The following is a 24744-nucleotide window of genomic DNA, read 5'->3' on the forward strand; positions in this document are numbered from 1 at the left end:
GTTTCTTAACTTTCCCTTAAAAAAAGACGACCTTGTAAAAACAAGATCGTCTTCTCACTTATATTCTTTGGTTTTTAGGAAGAATCACTTCAAAACAAGTGCCCTCTCCCCATTTGCTCTCTACTGATATTTTCCCATAATGCTTTTCTACAATCCAATTCGCAATTGAAAGGCCTAATCCCGCTCCTTCTGACACACTTCTCGCTTTATCTCCTTGATAAAAACGATTAAATAGTTTTGGGATATCCTCATCTTTCACTCCTATCCCATCATCTTTCACTCGTATACGAATCGAACTGTTCGTTTGCATACAATCGATTTGAATATGATCACCTTCATTCGTATACTTCATCGCATTGTCTAACAATATGACCATCATTTGATGAATTCTCTCTCTATCACCCATAAATGATATATCATGCTCTACTTTCAATATCATCTCTTTTTCTTGATAGGAAGCAATCTCCTTATATGGATCTACTATTTCTTCTAACAATGTATCCATTTCAAATATTTTCTTATCCATCTCAATTTGATTAGAATCCGAACGTGCTAACAATAATAAATTAGCTACAAGCTTAGACAATCGTCTACACTCCTTTGAAATCGTAGAAATATCCATCGCTTTTTCTTCTATTGTCGCAGATGGTGATTGAAATAATATATCTGTTTTGGATTGAATAACCGCAAGTGGTGTCCTTAATTCATGCGATGCATCCGACACAAATTGCTGCTGTTTTTCCCATGAATTTTGAATGGGTACGAGCGCCCTACCGGCTAAGAAAAAGCCGAAGCCTATTGCAAATAGGCTTCCTACGCTACAACCTATAACAAGAATTAAAAATAAAGTATTTAACATGTCTTTTTCAGCTGTTATATCGCGTACGATTTGAACTATTTTTCCACTTTGTTGAAATGCAAACGTCCTAAAATATAGTCCTTGCACTTCTATATCTTGCAAAGTTCCTAATTTTTTTGGCGAAAACTTTTCCAAATTCCATTCAAAAATCAAACGTCGTTTACCGTTTTCAACACCTATCTCCACTGCGTTCCCACTCCAAGTTAACTCCATTATCCTTGGATCCCCAATTGGCGGATATCCCCTCATTTTTTTAGGTGGTTTTTTATCATCTGCATTCTCTCTATGCTGAACGGCTTTTTCTATTGATTCATTTACTCCACTATAAATACGCTTATATGTGTACGAATAAATAATACTACCTAATACACCTATCAAAATGATAAATACTAATGAATTCAATATAGTCAATCGAATGCGCGTCTTCTGAAACATACTTCCCTTTTTCATTGTTCTTTTAATATATATCCAATACCTCGAACGGTTTGAATATCTTTCTGATAACCGAATGGCTCTAATTTTTTACGTAAATGATGTACATATACTTCTACAATTGCTACTGTCGTATCTGAATCAAATCCCCAGACACGATCAAAAATTTGTTCACGCATTAAAATCTTTCCGCTATTTTGAATAAGATACTCTAGTAGCTCATATTGTTTTAATGTTAGCTTCATACTTTGTCCATCTACTTGAACATCTTTATCTTTTCCGAACAGTTCAATCCCTTTATAGCGAATAGTCTGCTTTGTTGTTAAACTACCGCTTCGTCGTAATAAAGCACGAATTCTCGCTTTTAACTCTGGAGCCTGAAATGGCTTAACGATATAATCATCCCCACCAAAGTCCAAGCCTTTCACGCGATCTTCTAAAGAATCTCTCGCTGTCAAAAATAAGACAGGTGTTTCAATCTTTTCATCACGTATTTTTTGAATTACTTCAAACCCGTCCATTTCTGGCATCATCACATCAAGCAAAATAGCATCATATATATTTTGTAACGCTAGAAATAATCCATCTTCTCCATTCAATGCTGTATCTACTTCAAATTCATCGCATAATATTTGGACAATGGACTCTAATAAAGAAGCATTATCTTCTACTACGAGTAAGCGCATATTTTCACCTTCCACCATATTGTTCAATTCTATTTATAATTACATTTTAACGTTTTTTTCGATATAAAATTGGGAAGATTTATTATAAAAACTCTTCCTTAAATTTAGCTTAATCAAAAATTGAAAGAGATAAGATTCCTCTTATCTCTTTCAATTTTTTACTACATATACCTTTTTACTCGGCAATTCTAAACAATTTAGCTGGCCACCATATACAGCACCGCCATCAATCCCTATAATACGATTACTACCAAAATACACGCTGCAATTCTCACTACCATGAAGTGTTTTTGTTTCCGTATGGCCAAATACAACAACCTTTTCGCCACTGTATCCATTATGAAACTCATTGCGAATCCACATTAACGTATATGGTTCACATTCCGAAACTCGCTTCAGTGGCTCAACACCAGCATGTACAAATATATACTCTTCTGTCTCAACGTAATGATCTAATTCTTGAATAAATTTTACATGTTCCTCTAAAACATGAGATTGTAACATTGGTTTTTGGAAGGCTTCTTCGTTGACCACAATATCTTTTTCTACAAACCCATAGCTGTATAAAGTCTTATCTCCACCATTCCTTTTTACCCAATGGTTCCATGAACGTTCCTCATCTGTCGTTAACGCTTTAATCATCATATCTTCGTGATTGCCCTTTAGAACGAGGGCTCCCTCTTCTTTTAATCCTTTTACCTTTTCAATTACTGCACACGCATTTGGACCACGATCTACATAATCCCCTAATAAAATCAATTGATCCTGTCTTGCATCGTATTGAGCTTCTTCCAATAACTGTTCGAACTTTTCTATTTCTCCATGAATATCACTAATAACAAGAAATCTTTTCATATTATCCCCTTCTTTCTCAGACACTCTCTTTCTAATTATAGTTCAAAACAACAGAAAGTTCTGAATTGTAATTTCAAATCACATTTATTACAAACTAAACAATTCTCCTTACAACAATGTAAGTCTCCTGTCATCCAATTCGATAGTTGCAATTGCTATATTTCCTTATACTAAAAGTAAGAAATGAAACAAAAAACAAGGAGAGATGAGACATGAAAAAAGTGATGGAAGTTGTAGTAGCAGTGGCAGAGGTTTTCGTAAATGGGAAACAAGTTGCAATGGAGTTAAACAAATAATGAAAAGGACAAGATTCACTCTAGACCCTTTACTCATATAAAAGAGATAAGACTTCTTCATTTTTTTGATCCCTTATCTCTTTGAAAAAAGCCGTATCCTTTTTCGGATACGGCTTTTTCTTATTGCCATGTTGCATTTACGCACTTTATTATTCCTTTTACTATGTTTCTATACCTCTCCTCAAACAATTTTTTCAAAACAAAAATCCCATTCAAATACACATTACTGAATCCATCATTCTAAATGACTTCTTCATTCTGTCTATCTAAATGAGATTATTTCGTACTTTTTATTTCTTTGTTTTGTTATTCCACCGGTTGTGGTTGTGGCTGCATTACTTCATTCGCTCCAGCTACCCTCAACATATTTGCAATATCTTTAAAACCTCTTTTTTCAGCATATTGCAATGGCGTAATATTTTCCTTATTGGCCATATTTACATCTGCCCCGTGGTCAATAAGCATTTGAATTACCTTCTTATGATTTTCACTACCATTTCCTAATACGATTGCTTCTACTAAAGCTGTTCCACCACGAGCATTTCTATAATTCACATCAATATCTGTATGCTCTAACAATTCTTTTACGACCTCTACATGGCCACGTTCAGATGCAGAAATGAGTGCTGTTCCACCTGATTTAGTAATTTTTTTCGTATTAACCCCTGCATTAATTAGTAGCTTTACAATGTCTGTATATCCTTCTCTACTTGCATAAAGAAATGGATTACTTTGTTTCTCATCTTTACTTTCAATATTAGCACCTGCACCAATTAACGCTTTAACTGTCTCTACGTGATTTTGATACGTTGCTGCAAGGATAGGCGTTTCTCCGTTGTCACCTTCTACATTTATATTGGCTCCATCTTGAATCAGCTTCATAGCTGTTTCTGTGTCTCCAAGAGTCGCAGAAAGTAGCAACTGTTTGTCCATTAAATTTATACTTTTTTCTTCTTTAGATTCTTCCTGTTCTTTATGCTTTTCTTTTTTCTTTTCATTTTTCACATGAACCGGTTTCGATTCTGGCTCCTCTTGCTTATCGCAAGCCACTACCGTCATTAAAAGTCCTAATAACATACATAATAAAATTTTTTGTTTTCTCACAACTACAGCTCCTATGAAAGATAATGTTTTCTTAACCATTCCTCCATCACATACAATAACTCTTCTTGATTACATTTATCCGTAAGCCCTTTATATTCCTTCTTTAATCGGATTATCTAAACTTATACCTATATTTCTCAACCTATATTAGCGAAGCAATTAGTTTAGCACGATTTTACCGCATTTGTATACATTTCTAAAAAGTACATACATGATTGCTTTAGGTTACTATATTCCATTGTAACCGTTCTTCTAAAAATTTTACACCTTTTCTATATTTGCACTTGAGTAATACTAAAAAAGACAACTATATAGTTGTCTTTTTTAGTATTAATGATGACCACCATGATTTCCCTTGTTCGGATTCCCCATCATTTCTTTATTCATTTCCCATTTATGCTCTGCTAGCTCTTTATACGAAAGTACTTTCCCCTTGTAGTTAGATACAAAATTCTTTGCATCTTTTTTGTTTTTGAATGAAATGACATTGTAAGCCATTGGTGTTGTAATTGTTTTATCATATACATAAGTAGCTTCTTCTAACGAAACCCACTCTTTCGAATCATAATCTCGAACAAATTTTTCTTTCGTCTCTTCACCTGGATTAATCTCCATCCATTTATACATACAACCGATATCATCAAACTTTAACGCTTTTCCATTTTCTAAAATGACTTCTGTTGCAAATTGATTATCCATTACCCCAATTTGGCAAATATCACACTTATCATGTTTCTCATCAATTGCCACAGCCTCTGCTCGTTTCTTACCACATCCTACTATTGTAAAGACAAAGAATAAGCATATAGCAAGCATTGCATACTTTGTTCTCATTTCATTTCCTCCCTAACCGTACTTTCTACAAGGAGCATATCAAAAACTTGTGTGAGATTTGTGAAAAAACGATGTATCTTTTGTAATATATGGAACAAAAAAGATGTGTAGTCATTTCTACACATCTCTCATCATTCACAACCTGTAATTAATAAATCGTCTTCTAACGTAACTAATAACGTTTCTGTATTAATTTGCTGCCCAGCAACTACATTTACTAGTCTTATATTTCCACTGATACCGACCGCAACTTTTTCAAGTTCACCGTTATTTTTTCGGATCATCATTAATTTTTCCCACTCATATACGTAAGAAGATTTATTAACAAAAATTTCTTCTACTGTTCCTTCATAAGAACTATAAATCTCTTCCATTCTCGTTTTCATATAAACTCTACTCCCTATGTCACACTTGAATATTTTCATCTTATTCTACCATTCTTATGGAGAGCAGCTTACTTTTTAAAAATTCAAATTAACTCCCGTGAACAAAATGACCAAAATAAAAATTATGCTTCTAATGATGTTATTTTTCAAATTATTTACCATTTGGATGGATGGTTTTATGATAAACAAAAAAAGTTTTTTCTGAATTTTCATTACATTTTGAAAGCGCAATCATTTTTGAGGGGGAGATTACATGTTAGCACTACTTGGATTTGCAATGGTATTTGTCTTTATGTTTTTAATTATGACGAAACGTATGTCTGCACTAGTCGCGTTAATATTAATTCCAATTACTTTCGCATTAATTGGTGGTTTTTATGCAAATATGGGACCCATGATGTTAGAAGGCATCCAAAAGCTAGCACCTACTGGTATTATGCTTATGTTTGCTATTTTGTATTTTGGAATTATGATTGATAGTGGTTTATTTGATCCTGTCATTAGTCGGATTTTGAAATTTGTAAAAGGAGATCCTTTAAAAATTGTTGTTGGTACAGCGATTCTTACAATTATCGTTTCGTTAGATGGGGATGGAACAACAACATATATGATTACTGTTTCCGCAATGTATCCACTATATAAACGTCTTGGAATGAATCCGCTTATATTAGCTGGGGTTGTTATGTTAGGAGCAGGCGTGACAAATCTTACACCGTGGGGTGGACCGACAGCTCGGGTTATGAGTGCTCTTGGACTAGACGCATCAGAGCTCTTTACACCACTTATACCAGGAATGATTGCTGGTGCCATTTGGGTCGTTTTCGTTGCTTACTACCTTGGCAAAAAAGAAAGAAAGCGTTTAGGTATTATGGATGTACAATATTTAAAACAAATGCAAACGATGGATGAGCAAGCTGCTACAATTGAAACTGCTGTTCATAAACGCCCTAAACTGCTATGGATTAACTTTTTATTAACGGCTACCTTACTTGTCTGTCTCATACTAGAAGTTATGCCGTTACCTGTTTTATTTACAATTGCCTTCGCAATTGCTGTTATGCTTAACTATCCGAACTTAGAACAACAGAAAGAACGTATTGCTTCTCACGCAGGAAACGTATTAGCGGTTGTTTCTCTCGTATTTGCCGCTGGAATTTTCACTGGTATTTTATCCGGAACAAAAATGGTAGATGCAATGGCTCAAAGTGTAGTCACTCTTATACCGGATGCCCTTGGACCACAACTACCAATTATTACAGCACTTCTTAGTATGCCGTTCACATTTTTCATGTCCAATGATGCATTTTACTTCGGAGTATTACCCATTTTAACGAAAGCTGCTGCTGCTTATGGAATTAGTGCAGCTGAAATGGGACGCGCTTCATTACTTGGGCAACCTGTTCACTTATTAAGTCCTCTTGTCGCATCCACTTATTTATTAGTCGGAATGGCCAAAGTTGATTTTGGTGAACATCAACGCTTCACGTTACTTTGGGCAGTTGGAACGACAATGGTGATGTTGATTACTGGAATTGTAATTGGTATTATTCCAATATAAGATAAAAAAAAACAGTAGCGGACACATATCCTCTACTGTTTTTTTATTATGAAGAAACAAGAAAATACCTTCTTTCTGGTCTCCCAACACTCCCATATGTAAGTTCCGCATGTACTTTCTTTCCTGATATTAAATACTCTAAATAACGCCTCGCTGTCGACCTACTTACTCCTACCATCGCACTTAACATTTCTGCTGTAATTCCTTCTTCATTCACTGTTAACATATGCTTTTTTATTTTTGCTAAAGTTAAAGGGTCTATTCCTTTCGGGGCATATTCTATTTCATTTCCCTTCACGCCTCTTTGAGACCATAGATGTTCAATTTGTTCTATAGATAATTGATTATTTTTCTTTAACTGCACAAGCTTTTTTTGATAATTTTCCAAACTTGCTTTAAAACGATCAAACATAAGTGGCTTTACGATATAATCTGTTACTCCGCCTCGTAAAGCGTGCCTCACTACATCTGTTTCTGATGCAGCTGTAATCATAATAATATCTGTATCATGTAAATTACGCCTAATATACGTGACAAGTTCCGTTCCTTGCATATCAGGTAAGTACACGTCTAATAAAACGAGTTGTGGCTTCACAAGATCGAGCCATTCTTTCGCTTGTTCTCCAGTCGTTGCTGTTCCAATTACTTTAAATCCCTCAACCTTTTCAGCAAAACGCCGATGAATGTCCGCAATTCGAATATCATCTTCTACAATCAATACTTCAATCTCCTCACCCATTACAATTCGCCTCTCTTTTTTGGTAATGCAATAATAAATAATGCACCACCTAAATCCCCTTTTTCTATTGCGATACTTCCATTTAAATCTTCCACTAACTCTTTCACTTTTGCTAATCCATAGCCTCGTTTCCCGCCTTCTTTCGTCGAGAAGCCTTTATAGAATATGCTAGTAATGACTTCATCATGAATTCCTTGTCCTGAATCTTCCACTTCAATTACTATTTCTTCTCCGATATCAGTTACAAACATCCTTATCTTCTTATCATTCTCTTCATTTCTTTCAATTGCTTCAAATGCATTCGTAATTAAATTTCCTAAAATAGAAACGACATAATTACTCTCAATGTGCGGGCTTAATTTATCTAAGCTACTTTCTCGATCTAGCATAAAATCAATCTTTAACTCTCGCGCTCTACTATAGAATCCAATTAAAATTCCACCTAACCATGGATTTTGAATTCGCTTCATAATAAATTGAACAAAATCTTGATATACCGCTGTTTCTTTATGAATAAGCTCTAAAGCATCTTCATATGATTCTAACTGGATAAGACCCGAAAGCGTATACAACAAATTGTTATATTCATGTGTTTGCGCTCGCAACGCCTCTGTATATTGCTTCGTCTGAGATAACTCTGCTGTTAACTGATCCATTTCGGATTTCAAACGTAAGCTCGATACAACGCCAGTTACTTTATTTTTCACTTTAATAGGTAGACGGTTCGCAATCACAGCCTGCCCTTTTATATTTAATTGACGATCAAACTGTTCTTCACCAGTTTGAAGTACATCTAGTATCGTTGAATTAGGAATTACATTTAAAATAAATTCTCCAATAATATTTCGTTGTTTATCTAGCGAAAGAATATCATAAGCTGCTTGATTGACTAAACTAATCATGCCATTTTGATCAATAACAATAATCCCTTCACGTACAGATTGAATCACTATACTATGCTCTTCATATAAAGATGAAATTTCCTCTGGCTCCATCCCAAACATCATTCTTTTTATACTTCCCGCTAAATATATAGAACCAATTGTCCCGATTAAAAGACCTATTATTGTAATCCAAAATACACGTCCTCCATACACTTCTACCGCTCCATGAATATCATCCATCGAAAATCCAACAGACACCACGCCAATAATTTCATTCTCCTGATTTCGGATTGGAACTTTCCCTCGTAATGAAGGTCCTAATGATCCAGTTGCTTTCGAAACATAAGATTTCCCTTCCAGCAGAACTCCTTTATTATCTCCACCAACCATTGCTTCTCCTATTTTATCTCGCTTAGGATGTGCATATCGAATCCCCTCTTTATTTCCAACTACAATAAAGTCAGCATCTGTATCATTTCGAATCTTCTCTGCAATTGGCTGAATGATAGAAGCTGGGTCTTCTTTTTGAAAAGCTTCCGTTATTTCAGGTATAGCTGCAACTGTTTTCGCAACATGCAAAGCCCGCTTCCCAATTTGCTCTTCTACCGTTTCAGACAATATGTAATAAAATAAATAGCTTGTTAACAGAAGTACAACTAGGATGAGTGTACTAATTGTTAAAGTAATTCTCGGTTGTAGTTTTAATTTTTTCAATTTCAAAACCATTCCCCTAACATGATTAAAAGTAGAATTTAAAGAATATACAGTCTTTTTCAATTATACTTAAATCATAACACGGTTACTCTATATTTCTTTTTTTCTCTTCATAAAAAAAGAAACGAAGTAAAATTATTACCTCGTTTCTTAACATTCGTTCTTACACTTTAAACTTACCAATCATCTCTTGTAATTCTTCTGCCATTTGCGATAAATGAACTGCTGCTGCATTGATTTCATCTACTGAAGCTAATTGTTCTTCTGAAGAACCAGCAATATTTTGAACACTTGCTGCATTTTCTTCAATAGTAGCTGCAATTTCATTAATAGATGCACTAACTTGTTTTGCATCTACTGTCATTTGTTTCGCTACTTCTACCATACTATCAATTTGTACAACTGTATCATCTGTAGATTTCAATATTTCAGCAAAGCTTTGCTTCGTTTCATTTGCAACTACAAGTCCTGATTGTACTTCTGTCCCAACTTGCTTCATAGAGCTTACTGTTTCTTTTATGTCAAATTGTATCTCTTTTACTAGTTTTCCAATTTCCGTAGAAGACTGTCCTGATTGTTCTGCTAACTTTCGCACTTCATCTGCCACAATTGCAAATCCTCTTCCTTGCTCTCCAGCTCTTGCAGCCTCAATTGCAGCATTTAATGCTAATAAATTTGTCTGCTCTGCAATATGTTGAATCACCTCAAGGATTGCTCCAATTTGTTTCGATTTATCATCTAATAAAACAATCACTTTATCTGATTGTGAAACAGACTCATGGATTAATTGCATTTGATTCACAGTTTGATCAACTAACTTCCCACCATCTTCGGCCTTTTTCTTCGTATACATAGATGCTGTGGATACTAATGAAGAACTATCTGCAACACGCTGAATTCCTTCTGTAACTTCTTCTAATAATGTTGCGCCTTCTTCGACTTCTTTCGTTTGTATTTCAGCTCCACTAGACACTTGCTCGATTGCCTGTGTAATTTGTTCCGTCGCTTCACTTGTCTGTTTCATACTCGCTGTTAATTCTTCTGAAGATGCCGCTACATGGCCTGCTGAAGTGTTTATATTGGAAATGACCTTCTGCAACGATGTTGCCATCTCGTTAAAACTTTCTCCTAGCTGTCCAATTTCATCTTTAGAATGAACTGCAATGGATTCTGTTAAATCACCTTCACTAATCTTTTTCGATGATATAACAAGTTGTTTTAATGGATTAATAATAGAAGCAATTATGAAGTAAATTAAAATCCCGCCAATTATTAATGAAATACCAATAACAGTTATCGTTTTATAGAAAATAGGTTCAGCTGCTTCAATAATTTCTTTTGAAGGCATAATTCCTGCTATTTTCCATCCAGTCTGCTTATTTGTTATAAAGGTAACATTGCGATCATCACCATCGAGTTTGAATTTAAAATCACCTGTTTCTTGTTTGTATAATTCTTTCTCTAACTTTTCTTCTATTTTGCTACCTGGCTTCAGCGTTGGGTGCGCTATTACATTTTTAGTTTGGTCGAAGATTGCTACATATCCTTGTTTGCCGATATTGACCATTTTTGAAGTATTTACAATATCATTAATAATTAAATCAATACCGAGAACACCACTTTTATCTTCATTTTGTTTTGCTATTGTAATAACAATATTCCCTGTTGTACTTGACTTATATGGGGCTGTGATAACTACTTCTCCACTTTTTTTCGCTGCTTCTTTATACCAATCTCTTTCTGCCGGATTATAACCGTCTGGCATTTGAATAGACGGTGATTGAATAAATTGTCCAGTACTAGAGCCAGTATAAATCGCTTCTATTTCTGGATGTAATTTATTATATTCTTCTAATTTACTTTGTACATTTTGGAGTTGATCAGTTCCATAACTTCCTCCGTTAAATAACTTTGTAAAATACACTGCGTCTACCTTTTTACCATCTATCTCTTTGTTAATAACATTGTTTAAAATCTTTACGTTATCTTGCGCTGATTGTGAAATCGTTTCATTAAAATTTGTCTTCGCTTGCTGATAAGACGTCCAACCAATTACAATACTTGGAAGAATTAAAATGATAACAAATGATACCAGTAACTTTGTTTTTAAACTACTTCTCCTTAATTTCCCTTGAAACATATTTCTACCCCTCCATACCGTTTTAAATGTAATTTCCTTACATTTAATTTCTTTATATAAATTATACGATTAAAATGTATGAACTCTTTTCTACTAAAGAGTTCATACATACCTTTTTCATTCTATATAATTTATATAATTAAAACAATATATAAAAATGTATATTATTCGAAATATTATAATTCACAGAAGAACCTCTAGTATCTCACTTACTAGAGGTTCCTCCCACTTTGCTATTCTTTATCTTTTGCTACTTCTTTTTTCTCATCTTCTACTACAGATACAACTGGTTTATCGTTGGACAATTGTTGTACTGCTCCTTTTCCAGCAAATCCTTCTAATAACTCTTTTAAGTCAATGCCAGAAGAAGCTTTTAATGTTTCTTGCATCGTTGCCATTAAATCAGTCGCATAACCTGCAACTTTTCCGGCGCCGCTATTTTTACCACCGCCACCTGTATCGACAACTGTAATTTTATCAATATTGCTAAGTGGACTTGCAAGTTCCTTCGCATAACTTGGAAGCATTTTAAGAACCATATCCATAATTGCCGCTTGGCCATATAATTCAAATGCCTCTGCAATTTTTTGTTTCGCTTCTGCTTCTGCTAAACCTTTTAATCTAATAACATCTGCTTCCGCTGTACCTTGTGCTTTTTGTACTTCTGCTTTTGCTTGACCTTGCGCTTTTTCGATTTCCGCCTTCGCTAAACCTTCTACACGTACTTCTTCTGCACGAGCTCTCGCTTCTGCTTCAATCTTATATTGATCCGCATCTGCCTTTTTAATTTGTTTTACTTTTTCTGCTTCCGCTGATTGCTCAACAGCATAGCGATCTGCATCTGCTTTTTTCTTTACTTCTGCATCGTATTGCTTCTCACGACGCGCAATCTCTTTTTCTTCTAATTCAATTTGTTTCTCACGCTCAATGATTTTAACGCGCATTTGCTCTTCTGTAACACCTTGTTGTGCTTTCGCTTGTTGTAATTCGTAAGAAAGATCCGCGTCTGCTCGAGCTTGTTCTTGCTCTCTCTTATAAGATTGTACTTTTAACTCTTTATGTTTTTCAGCTTCAGCGATTTGGGCATCACGTTGATATTCAGCTTCTTTCGCTTCTTTCTCAGCACGAGCTTTCTCAATACGAGCTTCTTTTTCACGCTCTGCATTCGCAATAGTTGCATCACGCTTAACTGTCGCAATTTGCGGCTGACCAAGTGCATCTAAGTAACCGTTCTTATCCATAATTTCTTTAATTGTAAAGGAAACGATGCGAAGACCCATCTTCTTTAAATCTGTAGAAGCTACTTCATGCACCTTTTGAGCAAATTGCTCTCTATTACTATACGCATCTTCTACTGTCATAGAAGATAAAATCGCACGTAAATGACCTTCTAAAACTTCTTTTGCTTCTATCTTTAACTCTTCTGTTTCTTTTCCTAAATATTGTTCAGCTGCTGTAGATACTTCTTCAATGGTAGAACCTACTTTAATAATAGAAACACCGTTTACTGTAATCGGAACACCTTGCTTCGTATACGTATCACGTGTACCAACTTCTAATTTGTAGTTTAATAGACTTAAAGGCTCGGCTCTTTGCATAATTGGAACTACGAAAGTACCGCCACCGCGAATAATCTTAATCTTCTTTCCATCATCAGTGGTAACTACATTTTTCCCGCCACCAAGCCAGTTCCCTGTAACAATTAACGCTTCATCTGGGCCAACTGTTCGATACTTCGTAATGAATACTAAAATGAGTAGAATTAAAATTGCGAGTAAAACTCCACCAATAATTAATGGAATTGTCATGTGAATTCCCCCTTATAATTTTGGTTTTTTTAAAGAATAAGCGATGTTTTGTACAAGCAAAACACCATCTTGGACTCCCTCGATAATAACTTCAGTTCCTTGTGAAATATCTTTTCTCCCAATTGTTTTAGCTGGAATTGCATTACTTCCAAATTGAGAGGAGATTAATACTTCTCCAAATCCTTCTGTAGGAATTGTCGTAATGACCTCTCCCTTGCAACCAATGAATTCATCCATACGTTGCACAGTATTTTGTTCTGCTTCTGCAATCGGCTTTAAAATTAGTATTTTCATTATGAATACACCAATAAAAGATATAGCACATGCAGCCCCGAAAATAAGAATGCTATTAAAGGAAAATAAATATTCTCCTATATAACTAAGTCCACATAACATGGCGAAGAAACTAAGTAATAAAGTAACAACGGATACCGATCCGCCTCCAAAACTAAATATGGATTCAAATATATCTCCAAAAAAGATATAAATCACAGTGAGTATAGTAGCAATAATAAATCCATATAAATAAATTGTCTCAAGTGGATAACCAAACAAAACCATTTCTTATCCCCCTCTCTTAAACAATCCCTTTTTTGTTATGTGTATGCCCCACCTCTTCCAAAGATTATTGTTCTTAATTTTCAGTTATTTACCTTTTAAAGAAAAGCCTGTAAGACAGGCCCCCTAAAAAAGAACAGGAGAAGCCTATTGTGACAGGCTCCTCCTAGTAAATAACCGATATATTATATATCTATATAATATACTATTTTCCACAAAAAGTAAAGTTAAACATACATTGGAAAAGCACTTATTTTACTGATAATTCGTACGTTCCATCGCCATTATCATATTTATATACATACAAATAATACTTACCTGGTTTTGCATTCATTTTTGCCTCTATATGATTTCCATTCGCTTGACCGTAAGCAGCATAATTTTGCATATCTGATTCATGGTGAAGCACCCATGTCATCCCGATTCCATACTCATTTAAAACGGAAATATCAATATCTTTCGCTGATGCTACATTAAATGTATAAACATCGGTGTGATCTCCGCCGATAAGGCTACCTTTTATAGTAGTGTTTAGCCCAATATAATTCGCTTCTTCCGGACGATTATTTGGTTCTGATTCTGTTAAACTTCCGTCTTTAATCGTAACAGTTGTTTCGCTTCTGCTCTCTTCCCCTTTATCATCTTTTACTAGTAACGCAACTTTGTAAATTCCTTCTCTTTCATATGCATGCACTGGATTAGCCTCTGCACTTGTGCTTCCATCTCCAAAGTCCCATAAATAAGAAACGATTGTTCCATCTTCATCTTTTGAGCCATCACTTTTAAATGGAATGCCTTCTTTTACAAGTCCATTATAAGGACCATTTATATGAACCGTTGGAGATTTATTTTCTCCGTTATCTTTTGCGATACCGTGGAAGACTACATCATATTCAAATTGATTTGAGCTATTCACACGGTAATTGACGAAGTATGCTGTAACCGTTTTGTAGCCACTCCATTCTTTTTTCGCCAGTTGTTCTAGTGCTTCATTTACTCGTTTACTCATTTCGTTCCAGTCTTCTGATTCACCTTTTGTTTCACTACCTGTAAATGTGCCTTCTAATGTAAATGTATTAAAGAATTGGGAGCTATGTTTTGTCATTTTTGCCTCTTTCATTGGCAACGTATCACTAATTTCTTTCTCTACTGCTGTTAACGATTTTGGTGCATGTTCAGCTAAATAATCATCTGCTACTTCCGGTACATTATATTTATCTTGATTATCGATTAGCTGCTGCATATACTCTTGATACTCTTTATTTAGCTTAGAATCTTTACTTAAATTCTTACGATAAACATCATAATTTTTCACGTCATTTGCACGAATTAAATCTTGAATTTTATCAAATGTTTCAAATTGATGTGTATATAAATAAGATTGCAATGCGAACGAGTAATTATAGAAATCCCAAGAACCATATTTAGCAAATAATGTGCGCTCTGCTGTATAACGGCTTGCAGGATCAGATGATAATCCACTAATGATGCTCTTTCTCGGTACCACATTATTTGTACGAGTAGAACCTGCAAAAAATTCAGCATTCCCTTCTTGGAACCAAGTTAATCTCTCATTTTGATACATATCTCCTCTTCCAAATAAACCTGGCACTTCAAATCTGCCTTGAAGATAATGAGTAAACTCATGACGGAATAATTCTTCTAAACTATAAATGCTTTGTTCTGGCGTACGCTCATATGTAAAGAATGTTCCTGTTTCTTCAATATAAATTCCACCGTTGTTTGTTTCATATCCATACAGTTGTCTATTTAACTGATACTCCTCTGGACTGTTATAAATCACTATCGTTAATATATCATCTGCATTGCCTGGCTCTAACGCTTTGTCATTTCCAATTACACGATGATACTGCGCTTTTACTTCCTTCGCAGCCCAGTATAGTCTCTTAATTTTTTCTTCTGATACTTTATCCCCTGTTTTAAACACGATAGATCCATCATCGAATGTGTATGTTTTTGGTAAGTACTGCTCTTTTCCTTCTTTACGTATTTTCTCTAAATCTACTGCATTGCCGCTATAATCTTTCCCATTATAATTTGTTGTAATTTGTTCTACTGCAACAAAATATGGCTCACTTAAACGTGGGTACATATGCATTGCTTGTGTAACAACTTCTAACCCTTTACTTGGATTACTATGAAACTTCCCTAAACGGCTAGCGAAATAAATTCCATTATTAACGAGCCATTTATTTTCTGGTGTTACTTCATTTAAAAGAGCGATACGATTTATTTCATTAATAAACCCATCTACTTTTCCATACCACATCGTTTCATTCGCTTCTTTACGAGCCTCAATTAAGTACGATTGCATATCATAATCAATACCTTGCATAAGATCGTATACAGCTTGTCCTTTCATACGATCGTCTACATACGTACGAAGATTATCATTGTATTGTTTTAAAATATTAGCTGCGTATTGAACTGTTTCTACATCACTTGAAGCATTGCTGATTAATTTACCGTATGCAGATACGACTGAATCTTGCTCATATGTACCGAGCTTAAAGTTTGGATTTGTTGCGATTGCTTTTAAAGCAGGCAAACATTTATCCTGGAAGCTTCTCTCATTCAAATCGCTTAATTCATTATTGTAAAATGCAAGATAAAAAGCTGAACGTAACACTTCCGTAAACGTTTGAATTCCTTTTGAATCATCTTTCGTAAATGTACTACCTCGATGAGCCAATTCATCTATAACCACTTGCATTTTTCCTTTGTCTTTATAAAAAGCCTTTGCATCTTCATTAAACTGGAATAAGTCTGTAATTTGATTCCACTTAATACTTCCTAGTGTTTCAACTAATTCTTGATCACTCATTTTATTTAAATCAGCCATTGAATAACTTTCTTTCATTTGCTTTACTTCGGTGCTTTTCATAATAGATGCTGGTCGCTGTGAAAAGTCTCCTACTTTTAACCGTTCTTGAAACGATAATGTCTCCTCTGCTTTAGAAACGTGCCCAATCTCATCTACTGACTTTTCAATTCCAACCGGTTTCGAATGCAATACATTATATGGCACCTTTTCTTCTGCTGATACATGAGTTTGAATTGCCCCCAGTGATAGAGCCATTGTACTAATGCTAAGCATTACTTTATTCATTGTTGATTTCTTGTTCATATCCTTGCCCCCTATTCAAATATTCCATTCACGAATTTAACATAAAATCTATATGTAACAATATAAAATGCAATATTTCATATTATTTCTTCTTACATTTTGTACATATCGTGAACAACCTTCCCTTTATGTAACCTCCAATAGTTATGAATCTATAGTGACTAAACAGTCCTTTCACATGTATCAAAAAGAGAATTTTTTGACAATTAAACCTTTAATTGTTATGATTAATATAATTGTTAACTTTATTAAACAAGGGTGGGATTCTATGATAAAAAAAGAAAACAGTGTATTTTATATCTCCTTCTTGCTAACAACGCTATTCATCATATGGGGAATTACCCCGGCAAGTTGGATACAAGGCTATGATTTACAAAGCATTACATCTTCTTTAAACTCATTTATCCTTAATAAATTTGGATGGTTTTACTCTCTACTTATGACCGCAATGATTATTTTAGCCACTTATTTAGCATTTTCTAAGTACGGTTCTATTCGTCTTGGTAAGGATGGAGAAAAACCAAAGTATAGTTATCCATCTTGGCTATCCATGTTGTTTGGGGCCGGTATGGGAATTGGACTTCTCTTTTATGGAATCGCTGAACCGATTTCACATTTTACAGATCCACTAACAGGAAAAGCAGGTACAGAGGAAAGCGCCAAGCTCGCTATGCAATATTCATTTTTCCACTGGGGTCTCTTTCCATGGGCACTATACGCAATGGTTGCTTTAACAATTGCATATTTCACATTCCGCAAACAAAAAGGTAGCACAATTGGGGCTACAGTTACTCCATTATTTAATCGATCGAAAAATTCTCCTATCGGAAAAACAGTCGATATTTTAGCTGTTTTAGCCACAGTATTCGGTATTGTGCCATCTGTTGGGATTGGTGCTCAACAAATCGCCGGAGGATTAAGCTATTTATTCCCTTCTATTCATAACACTTTACTTACACAACTTGTACTTATCGCCATCTTCGCTGTTTTATATTTAACAAGTGCACAAACAGGCTTAGATCGTGGGATTAAATATTTGAGTAACTTAAATTTCTCTCTTGCAGGTATATTACTCGTCTCCTTTTTACTTTTAGGACCAACTGTATTTATTATGAAATATTTCACATCTACACTCGGTTCTTATATTGGAGCTTTACCTAGTATGGGATTAAATTTAGGCGCATTTAATGAAAAATCTTCTTCTTGGATAGAAAACTGGACTATTTTCTATTGGGGATGGTGGATCTCTTGGTCTCCATTCGTCGGTACATTCATCGCTCGTATTTCTAAAGGACGCACAATAAAAGAATTTATTTTTGGAGTTGTATTAGTCCCAACTCTTATTTGTACATTTTGGTTTGCGGTATTTGGCGGTACCGCTATCCATATGGAAATGTTCCAATCGCTTGGCATAGCTGATGAAATCGCAAAAAATGGTACAGAGATTGGATTATTTGCTGTTATTTCACACCTACCATTCTCTACATTTTTAACGATTATCGGGTTAATTTTAGTAGCCACATTTTTCGTTACTTCTGCCGACTCGGCAACATTTGTTGTTTCAATGCAAACGAGTAATGGAAGCTTATCACCGAAAAATAGTTTAAAACTTATATGGGGATTAACTATCGCGATCATTGCAGCCCTTTTATTACAAGCTGGAGGGTTAAATGCATTACAAATTGCAGCTATAATCGCAGCACTACCATTTTCTATCGTAGTCGTTCTTATGATTACTTCGCTCTTTAAAGAGCTGCGAAAAGAAGATGTTAATTTGCAAACGAAAGAAGTTCCGAAAAAAATAAAAAAGGTTATGTAACGATTAGCATCTCTTCTAAAAGAAGAATTCGGCCCTCAAATTAGCCCTACATCCGTTATTACTGAGGGCGGCCAAATAAATGAAATAAAACCCATTCGTATGAAATATAATCTTCATACGAATGGGTTTTTACTCTATTATATAGTGTTGTAAACATGCTTTTTCCTCAAAACCGACTTTCTTGTACAACCCCATCGCACGATCATTATTCGTATTTAAACATAATTCTATCTTTCTCATCCCTTGGAACGAGAAAATATACTGAACAGCAGCTTGTAATAAACGCTCTCCGACACCTTTTCTTCTACTATTTTTAGCAGTTGCAATATATTCGATATTCGCCTCTTGAAACTCTGGATTTACTTCAACATATACGTAACCTTCTAACTTATCATTCTTCATACTTACAAATAATTTATTCGTATTGCTTAAACGTTCGATAATTTCATATCCTTGATAATATGTATTAGGGAAAACGGTATTGTGTAAAGAGATAAACTGCTCAAATACTTTTGGTAAAGCTTCTTCTACATTACATATAATACGTTCTTCCACAATATTATGGCTTAAACTGAAAATACTATGTCGCTCTTGTTCTTTTGCATGTAAATCCTTCATTAAGCGGGCACAATTATTATTTTCCACATTATAAAAACCATAAAACTTTTCAATATGAAAAGGCATCTTTTCAATAAGTTCCTTCCACATATGTAAAGCCGCTTCTTCCCAATTCGCTGAAAGAATAAACGGTCCCCATATTTCGGCACATTTTTTTACCTCATCCACATCAAATCCTAATACACCTATTAAATTATTATTCTCATAAGTAGCAACAAAAGATTGTTCCCAGCCTATATCTGAAAAATCATGAATAATTGTCTGTAACAACTCCTCTTTCTCATCTCCACAATAGCCAACATGATGAGTAGCATCTTTATTCATATTCGCAATAAATGCTGCCACCTCTTCAATTTTTAAAATAGAACTAACATACATAACCTCTCCTCCTTCTTTAATATATTCACACCTTTTCCATTTATCTCCTTCTAAAAAAGACATCATCATAAGCATATTTCAAAATGAAATCGCCATGATAATGTCTTCTCAAAAACTCATATAATCACTTTACGTTATAATAAGATACAACGTTTTTATTTCTTAAATAATCTCTTTCTAAATACAAACATACTCAGTGCTGAAAGAACTAATGCTACGCCTGAAAGCAACGTTGATGTATTCTCTTGTCCACCTGTTGCTCCTAATGATTTCTTGCTTTCTTCTTGCTTATTAACAGCTGGTTTATTTTCTTTCACGTTTTGATTCTCTACTACTTTTTCTTTCATAACTTGATTGTTCACGCTTTGTTCTTGAACTGCTACTGATTGATTTACTGCGTCTTTACCTTCAATTTCTTTTACTGGTTCTTTTACTTCTTTTGATCCTTCAACTCCTGTTGTTTGCTCTTCCACTTCTTCTTTCGATCCTTCAACTTCTTTTGTTGATTCTTTTACTTCTTCTTTCAGGCCTTCAACTTCTTTTATTGGTTCTTTTGGCTCTTCTTTCGGGCCTTCAACTTCTTTTGTTGGTTCTTTTACTTCTTCTTTTGATCCTTCAACTTCTTTGGCTGGTTCTTTTGGCTCTTCTTTTGATTCTTCAACTTCTTTGGCTGGTTCTTTTGGCTCTTCTTTTGATTCTTCAACTTCTTTTGTTGGTTCTTTTGGCTCTTCTTTTGATTCTTCAACTTCTTTTGTTGGTTCTTTTACTTCTTCTTTTGATCCTTCAACTTCTTTGGCTGGTTCTTTTACTTCTTCTTTTGATTCTTCAACTTCTTTTGTTGGTTCTTTTGACTCTTCTTTTGATTCTTCAACTTCTTTTGACGGTTCTTTCGGTTCTTCTTTCGCTACTATATTTTGAGTAACTGTACCACTAAATACTAGGGACAGACCGTGATAATTTCCATTTAAGGAGAATGAATAAACTTTTGCTCCTGGAGTTTTCCATACGACTGTTCCTCTATCAGTAACGATACCATCTGTACTCTTCAGTTCAATATCTTCAAAGATTTCCCCCTCTAAATCGTAGATAGGAATTTGAATTTCTTGATTCATTTGTCCATCTTCTAAAACAATTTTTTGATTTTTAATATCAACTGTTATCCATTGAGCCAATTGAATGACCGGTCGTACATCACGAATCTCATTTCCAGCTAATTTCAAGCTAAGTAAATCAAGCATAGAAGATAAAGTAGAGATATCTTGAATCTTATTATCAGATAAATTTAACCACTGTAAGTTTTTCAAGCTAGCTAATGGAGAAATGTCTCGCACTTTATTGCCGATCATTTCAAGCTTATTCAATTTACTAACTTTGCTAATCTCATCTAAATTATTGATTTCATTATTATTTACTAACAATGTATCTAGATTTTTCAATTCATGAATTCCATCAAGAGCAGCACTATCAATTTTATTATTTGATAAATCCAGATTTTTTAATTTTTGAATCTTAAATAGTTCTGAAACATTTTTTATACTGTTATTGCTAACATTTAATTTTTCAAGATTCTCTAATGAATGAAGTGGTTTAATATCTTCAATTTGATTATTGGATAAATCCACTGATTTTAAATTTCTCAAACTCGAGATAAATTCCACATTTTTCATATTAACATTTTGTAATGTCAATTCTTCCATATTTGTCATGAGTTCTAATCCAGAAAAGTTTGTTATTCCCTCTTTTTCCCCATCTGTAATTTTCAAAGTCTTAACTGTTAATAAATCTTCCTTCGTTATAGGGGTATTTACATTTTTGCGTTCGAAATTATATTTATTCATGTATTGTCTTAGTTTCATATCTTGGATTACGTTAGAACTTTCTTCTCGTTTTTCAACGATATTTTGTATTACCCTTCCTTGGAACCTTATCTTACTTTCAGTTTTACCTGCATCCATCTTAAATTCATACGTTTTTTCTCCAAGGCTATCCCACTTTATTGCTCCGTTCGTAATACTTCCGCCTTCACTCTTCCACTCAATATTTTGAAGTACCGTCCCATTTACATCATATACAGGAATTTTCACTTCTTCATTCATATATGCTTCATCTAAAAAGACTTTTTGTCTTTGAACATCAATCTTAATTCGTTTTCCTAATTCTTGAATAGGTCTTATATCACGAATCTCATTTGTTGCAAGTTTTAATTCATATAAATGATTCAAATTACTAAGTGATGATACATCTGAAACATAGTTTTCTTCTAGGTTAAGTGATTGTAAACCAGTTAGTTTAGATAATGATGTAATATCTTTAATATCATTTTTTTCAAGATTAAGTTCAACGATGCCACTCATCTGACTAATCGGTCCAATATTTACAAGCCCATTATTTCCTATTCCTAATGTCCCTAACTTATTCATTTGCTCAATACCTGTAAGATCAGTAATCTTATTATTACTTACATATAGCTTTCTTAAAGAAGAAACATTATATAAAGGCTTTATATCACTAATTTTATTACCTGATAAGTTAATTGTTCTAACTTTTTTAAGTTGACTTAGTGGCGTAACGTCAGCAATTCTATTATTTTGCAACTCTAGTATATCCAGTCTTTCTAAGTTTGCAAGCGGCTCAACATTTTCTATTTTATTAAAAGATAGATCAACTACTTTTAAACGTTTTAGTTGTGAAATAGAAGCTATATTGCGCACATCAGACCCTTGTATTGTTAGTCTTTCTAGATTTTCCATATACTCTAATCCTTTTAGACTCTCAATTCCTTGACCTGCATATATATTTAATTCTTTAATTCCTTTTAAATCTTCTTCAAATATAGGTTCATTTATATCTTTCCTATTTAATGCGTTTTTATTAATTGCCTGTTGTAATTGTTTATCACGTATTATATTTTGTATATCTTCGATTTGTTCTTCTTCGTCCTCTTCTATATCGCTCTCTATAAATGTACGCATATTCACTTCAAACTGAATTTTGAATTCCTTATCATACCCTAAAGTAGGAATTAAAATGTGCATTTGCATATTATATCTTTTTCCTAACTCACCTGCTTCAAATTGTATAACTTTCGTTCCGTGTTTTCTTTTATCTTCCGACAATACCTTTACATCATGGAACATTCCTGGTTCTTTACTATCTTCAACTTTCAGGTAATCGAAGAAATCGCTATCTTTTAATGTTGCTGTAATTATTCTTTTCCCATTTTCAATCGTCAGCTTTGGATCTTTTATATATACAGTTGCATACGACTCTTCATTTGAATTATCTTTATAAGCCTTAATTACCGCATCAAAAACATGCTTTTTTGAACTTTGTGCAGCCATATTCTCTTTAGCAGCAGTAGCAGCAGTAGCTGCTAAGACCGGTGTCGCATAAACCGCAAACGGCAACGATAATGTCGCAGCCACTAACATTGCATTTATATGTTTTCTTTTATTTTTTTTCAACTTTACATCTCCTCCAAAATATATAAATCTAAATGTAATCATATCTCGAGTAAATGATAATGATTTTCATTTTCAATGTCAACTAGAAAAATAAAAAGTTTACAAAAAAATAACCCCTTTTTAAAGGGGTTATGCCATTTTCTCTCCTGATTCTTCTCTAAAGAAGCTCTTCATTGCGTGGAATACATCTGCTTTTTGCTTTAAAATATAATATCTGAAATTCTCATCTTTAATATTTTTATAAGCTGACATAAGTGTACTATGGCGATTGTACTGATTCACTTCCCCATACCCAAACATATTACACTTCTTCATCAACTCTTCAACAAGCTTTACACATCTAGCATTATCTGATGTTAAATTATCACCATCTGAAAAATGGAATGGATAAATATTATAGCGGTCTGGTGAGTATTTATTATCAATTAGCTCGAGTGCTTTTTTGTATACAGAAGAACAAATTGTTCCGCCACTTTCTCCTTTTGAGAAAAACTCTTCCTCTGGAACTACTTTTGCCTCCGTATGATGGGCAATAAATTCAATATCTACTGATTCATACTTTGTGCGTAGAAATCTCGTCATCCAGAAAAAGAAGCTCCGTGCCATATATTTCTCCCATATTCCCATCGATCCACTCGTATCCATCATCGCTAATACAACAGCTTTTGAATCTGGCTTTAATACTTCATTCCAAGTGCGGAACTTTAAATCTTCTTGATGAATTGGATGGAAAGATGCTTTACCACGCATCGCATTTCGTTTATATGCGGATATCATCGTTCTTTTCTTATCGATGTTGCCCCATAATCCTGTTTTTCTAATATCATTAAATTCAACATGTTCAATCCGGTTTTCATCCATTTCTTTTCTCTTTAAATTAGGTAATTCTAATTCTTTGAAAAACGCTTGCTCTAATTCTAAAATAGAGACTTCAGCTTCATAATAATCTTCTCCAGCCGCATCCCCTGCTCCTTGCCCTTTTCCTGGTCCTTTTTGCTTTTGACCACCTGATCCATCTCTCGCAACGACATCACCAACTTTGCTGTCACCATTTCCTTGCCCAACATGTTTGTTTTTATCATAATTGTACCTAATCTTATATTCATCTAAAGAACGAATCGGTATTTTCACAACATCCTTACCATTAGACATAACAATACTTTCTTCTGTTACAAGATCGGGTAAATTATTCTTAATTGCCTCTTGCACTTTCTCTTGATGGCGTTGTTGGTCGTCATATCCTTTGCGATGGAGGGACCAGTTTTCCTGTGAAATCGTATAATTTGGTTGATTTTCTTCACCCATTTCTTTCCCTCCTTACTGTAATTGTCTTCCTATATGAACAGCAAGCTAGAAATTTTGTTTTATACTGTGCAAGCTAGAATGAAAAGTAACTGCCCATCGAAAATCATCCCATAAACATATATAACGTTTTTCATATAATACTCCGAGCACCCTAAACAA

At 34.2% G+C, this 24744-nt stretch carries 17 protein-coding genes and 1 pseudogene; 2 read left to right on the plus strand and 16 right to left on the minus strand.

All coding sequences use genetic code 11. The features are described from left to right. Positions 1-58 precede the first annotated feature (58 nt). The 6 genes from AC3WTI_RS25980 to AC3WTI_RS26005 all read right to left on the minus strand — a co-directional run bounded on the left by AC3WTI_RS25980 (position 59) and on the right by AC3WTI_RS26005 (position 5452). Entirely contained in the window at positions 59-1294 is a 1236-nt protein-coding gene (locus tag AC3WTI_RS25980; protein ID WP_142305804.1) for a sensor histidine kinase, read from the minus strand. An 11-nt stretch (positions 1295-1305) separates the two neighbouring features. Beyond that, positions 1306-1977, minus strand: a complete 672-nt coding sequence (locus tag AC3WTI_RS25985) for a response regulator transcription factor (protein WP_087955477.1) — start codon at positions 1975-1977, stop codon at positions 1306-1308. 150 nt (positions 1978-2127) lie between these two features. Then, positions 2128-2832 carry a metallophosphoesterase family protein gene (locus tag AC3WTI_RS25990; protein WP_087955478.1) on the minus strand — a complete coding sequence of 235 codons (705 nt, stop codon included), beginning with the start codon at positions 2830-2832 and terminating at the stop codon, positions 2128-2130. A 602-nt stretch (positions 2833-3434) separates the two neighbouring features. Continuing rightward, entirely contained in the window at positions 3435-4271 is an 837-nt protein-coding gene (locus AC3WTI_RS25995) for an ankyrin repeat domain-containing protein (protein WP_142305805.1), read from the minus strand. Between the two features lie 291 nt (positions 4272-4562). Beyond that, complete coding sequence (locus AC3WTI_RS26000; RefSeq protein ID WP_087955479.1) at positions 4563-5066, minus strand: nitrous oxide reductase accessory protein NosL; 504 nt, start codon at positions 5064-5066, stop codon at positions 4563-4565. 131 nt (positions 5067-5197) lie between these two features. Further along, on the minus strand, positions 5198-5452 hold the full coding sequence (locus AC3WTI_RS26005) for a hypothetical protein (protein ID WP_087955480.1): 255 nt from the start codon (positions 5450-5452) through the stop codon (positions 5198-5200). Between the two features lie 253 nt (positions 5453-5705). Between AC3WTI_RS26005 and AC3WTI_RS26010 the strand changes: the two genes are divergently transcribed. Then, on the plus strand, positions 5706-7010 hold the full coding sequence (locus AC3WTI_RS26010; protein ID WP_097840614.1) for a CitMHS family transporter: 1305 nt from the start codon (positions 5706-5708) through the stop codon (positions 7008-7010). A 46-nt stretch (positions 7011-7056) separates the two neighbouring features. Here AC3WTI_RS26010 and AC3WTI_RS26015 read toward each other — a convergent pair whose 3' ends face one another. From AC3WTI_RS26015 to colA, 7 genes and pseudogenes are all read right to left on the minus strand, one after another. Beyond that, on the minus strand, positions 7057-7749 hold the full coding sequence (locus tag AC3WTI_RS26015; RefSeq protein WP_087955482.1) for a response regulator: 693 nt from the start codon (positions 7747-7749) through the stop codon (positions 7057-7059). Continuing rightward, the gene (locus AC3WTI_RS26020) at positions 7749-9359 is read right to left on the minus strand and encodes an ATP-binding protein (RefSeq protein ID WP_087955483.1); all 1611 of its coding nucleotides are present in this window, start codon (positions 9357-9359) and stop codon (positions 7749-7751) included. Before AC3WTI_RS26020 ends, AC3WTI_RS26015 begins: the two co-directional genes overlap by 1 nt. 151 nt (positions 9360-9510) lie before the next feature. Continuing rightward, positions 9511-10458, minus strand: a complete 948-nt coding sequence (locus AC3WTI_RS26025; protein ID WP_370452652.1) for a methyl-accepting chemotaxis protein — start codon at positions 10456-10458, stop codon at positions 9511-9513. After that, positions 10453-11487: pseudogene (locus AC3WTI_RS26030) on the minus strand (HAMP domain-containing protein); the annotation flags it as partial. The gene AC3WTI_RS26025 and the pseudogene AC3WTI_RS26030, both read right to left, overlap by 6 nt. 233 nt (positions 11488-11720) lie before the next feature. Further along, complete coding sequence (gene floT / locus AC3WTI_RS26035) at positions 11721-13295, minus strand: flotillin lipid rafts scaffold protein FloT (RefSeq protein WP_087955485.1); 1575 nt, start codon at positions 13293-13295, stop codon at positions 11721-11723. 12 nt (positions 13296-13307) lie between these two features. Beyond that, positions 13308-13856: an NfeD family protein gene (locus AC3WTI_RS26040; RefSeq protein WP_088316175.1), complete on the minus strand. Its 549-nt coding sequence runs from the start codon at positions 13854-13856 to the stop codon at positions 13308-13310. A 247-nt stretch (positions 13857-14103) separates the two neighbouring features. After that, a complete protein-coding gene (gene colA / locus AC3WTI_RS26045; protein ID WP_097840615.1) occupies positions 14104-17001 on the minus strand; it encodes a collagenase ColA in 2898 nt (965 codons plus the stop codon). 268 nt (positions 17002-17269) lie between these two features. Between colA and opuD the strand changes: the two genes are divergently transcribed. Further along, a complete protein-coding gene (gene opuD / locus AC3WTI_RS26050) occupies positions 17270-18820 on the plus strand; it encodes a glycine betaine transporter OpuD (RefSeq protein WP_097840618.1) in 1551 nt (516 codons plus the stop codon). Positions 18821-18949: 129 nt separating this feature from the next. Here opuD and AC3WTI_RS26055 read toward each other — a convergent pair whose 3' ends face one another. From AC3WTI_RS26055 to yhbH, 3 genes are all read right to left on the minus strand, one after another. Then, positions 18950-19816, minus strand: coding sequence for a GNAT family N-acetyltransferase (locus AC3WTI_RS26055; RefSeq protein WP_097840616.1), 867 nt, complete (start codon positions 19814-19816; stop codon positions 18950-18952). Positions 19817-19971: 155 nt separating this feature from the next. Then, on the minus strand, positions 19972-23280 hold the full coding sequence (locus AC3WTI_RS26060; RefSeq protein ID WP_492304476.1) for a leucine-rich repeat domain-containing protein: 3309 nt from the start codon (positions 23278-23280) through the stop codon (positions 19972-19974). Positions 23281-23409: 129 nt separating this feature from the next. Then, positions 23410-24585, minus strand: a complete 1176-nt coding sequence (gene yhbH / locus AC3WTI_RS26065) for a sporulation protein YhbH (protein WP_087955490.1) — start codon at positions 24583-24585, stop codon at positions 23410-23412. Positions 24586-24744: the final 159 nt, after the last annotated feature.

This window comes from Bacillus sp. EB106-02-03-XG38 (assembly GCF_058792175.1).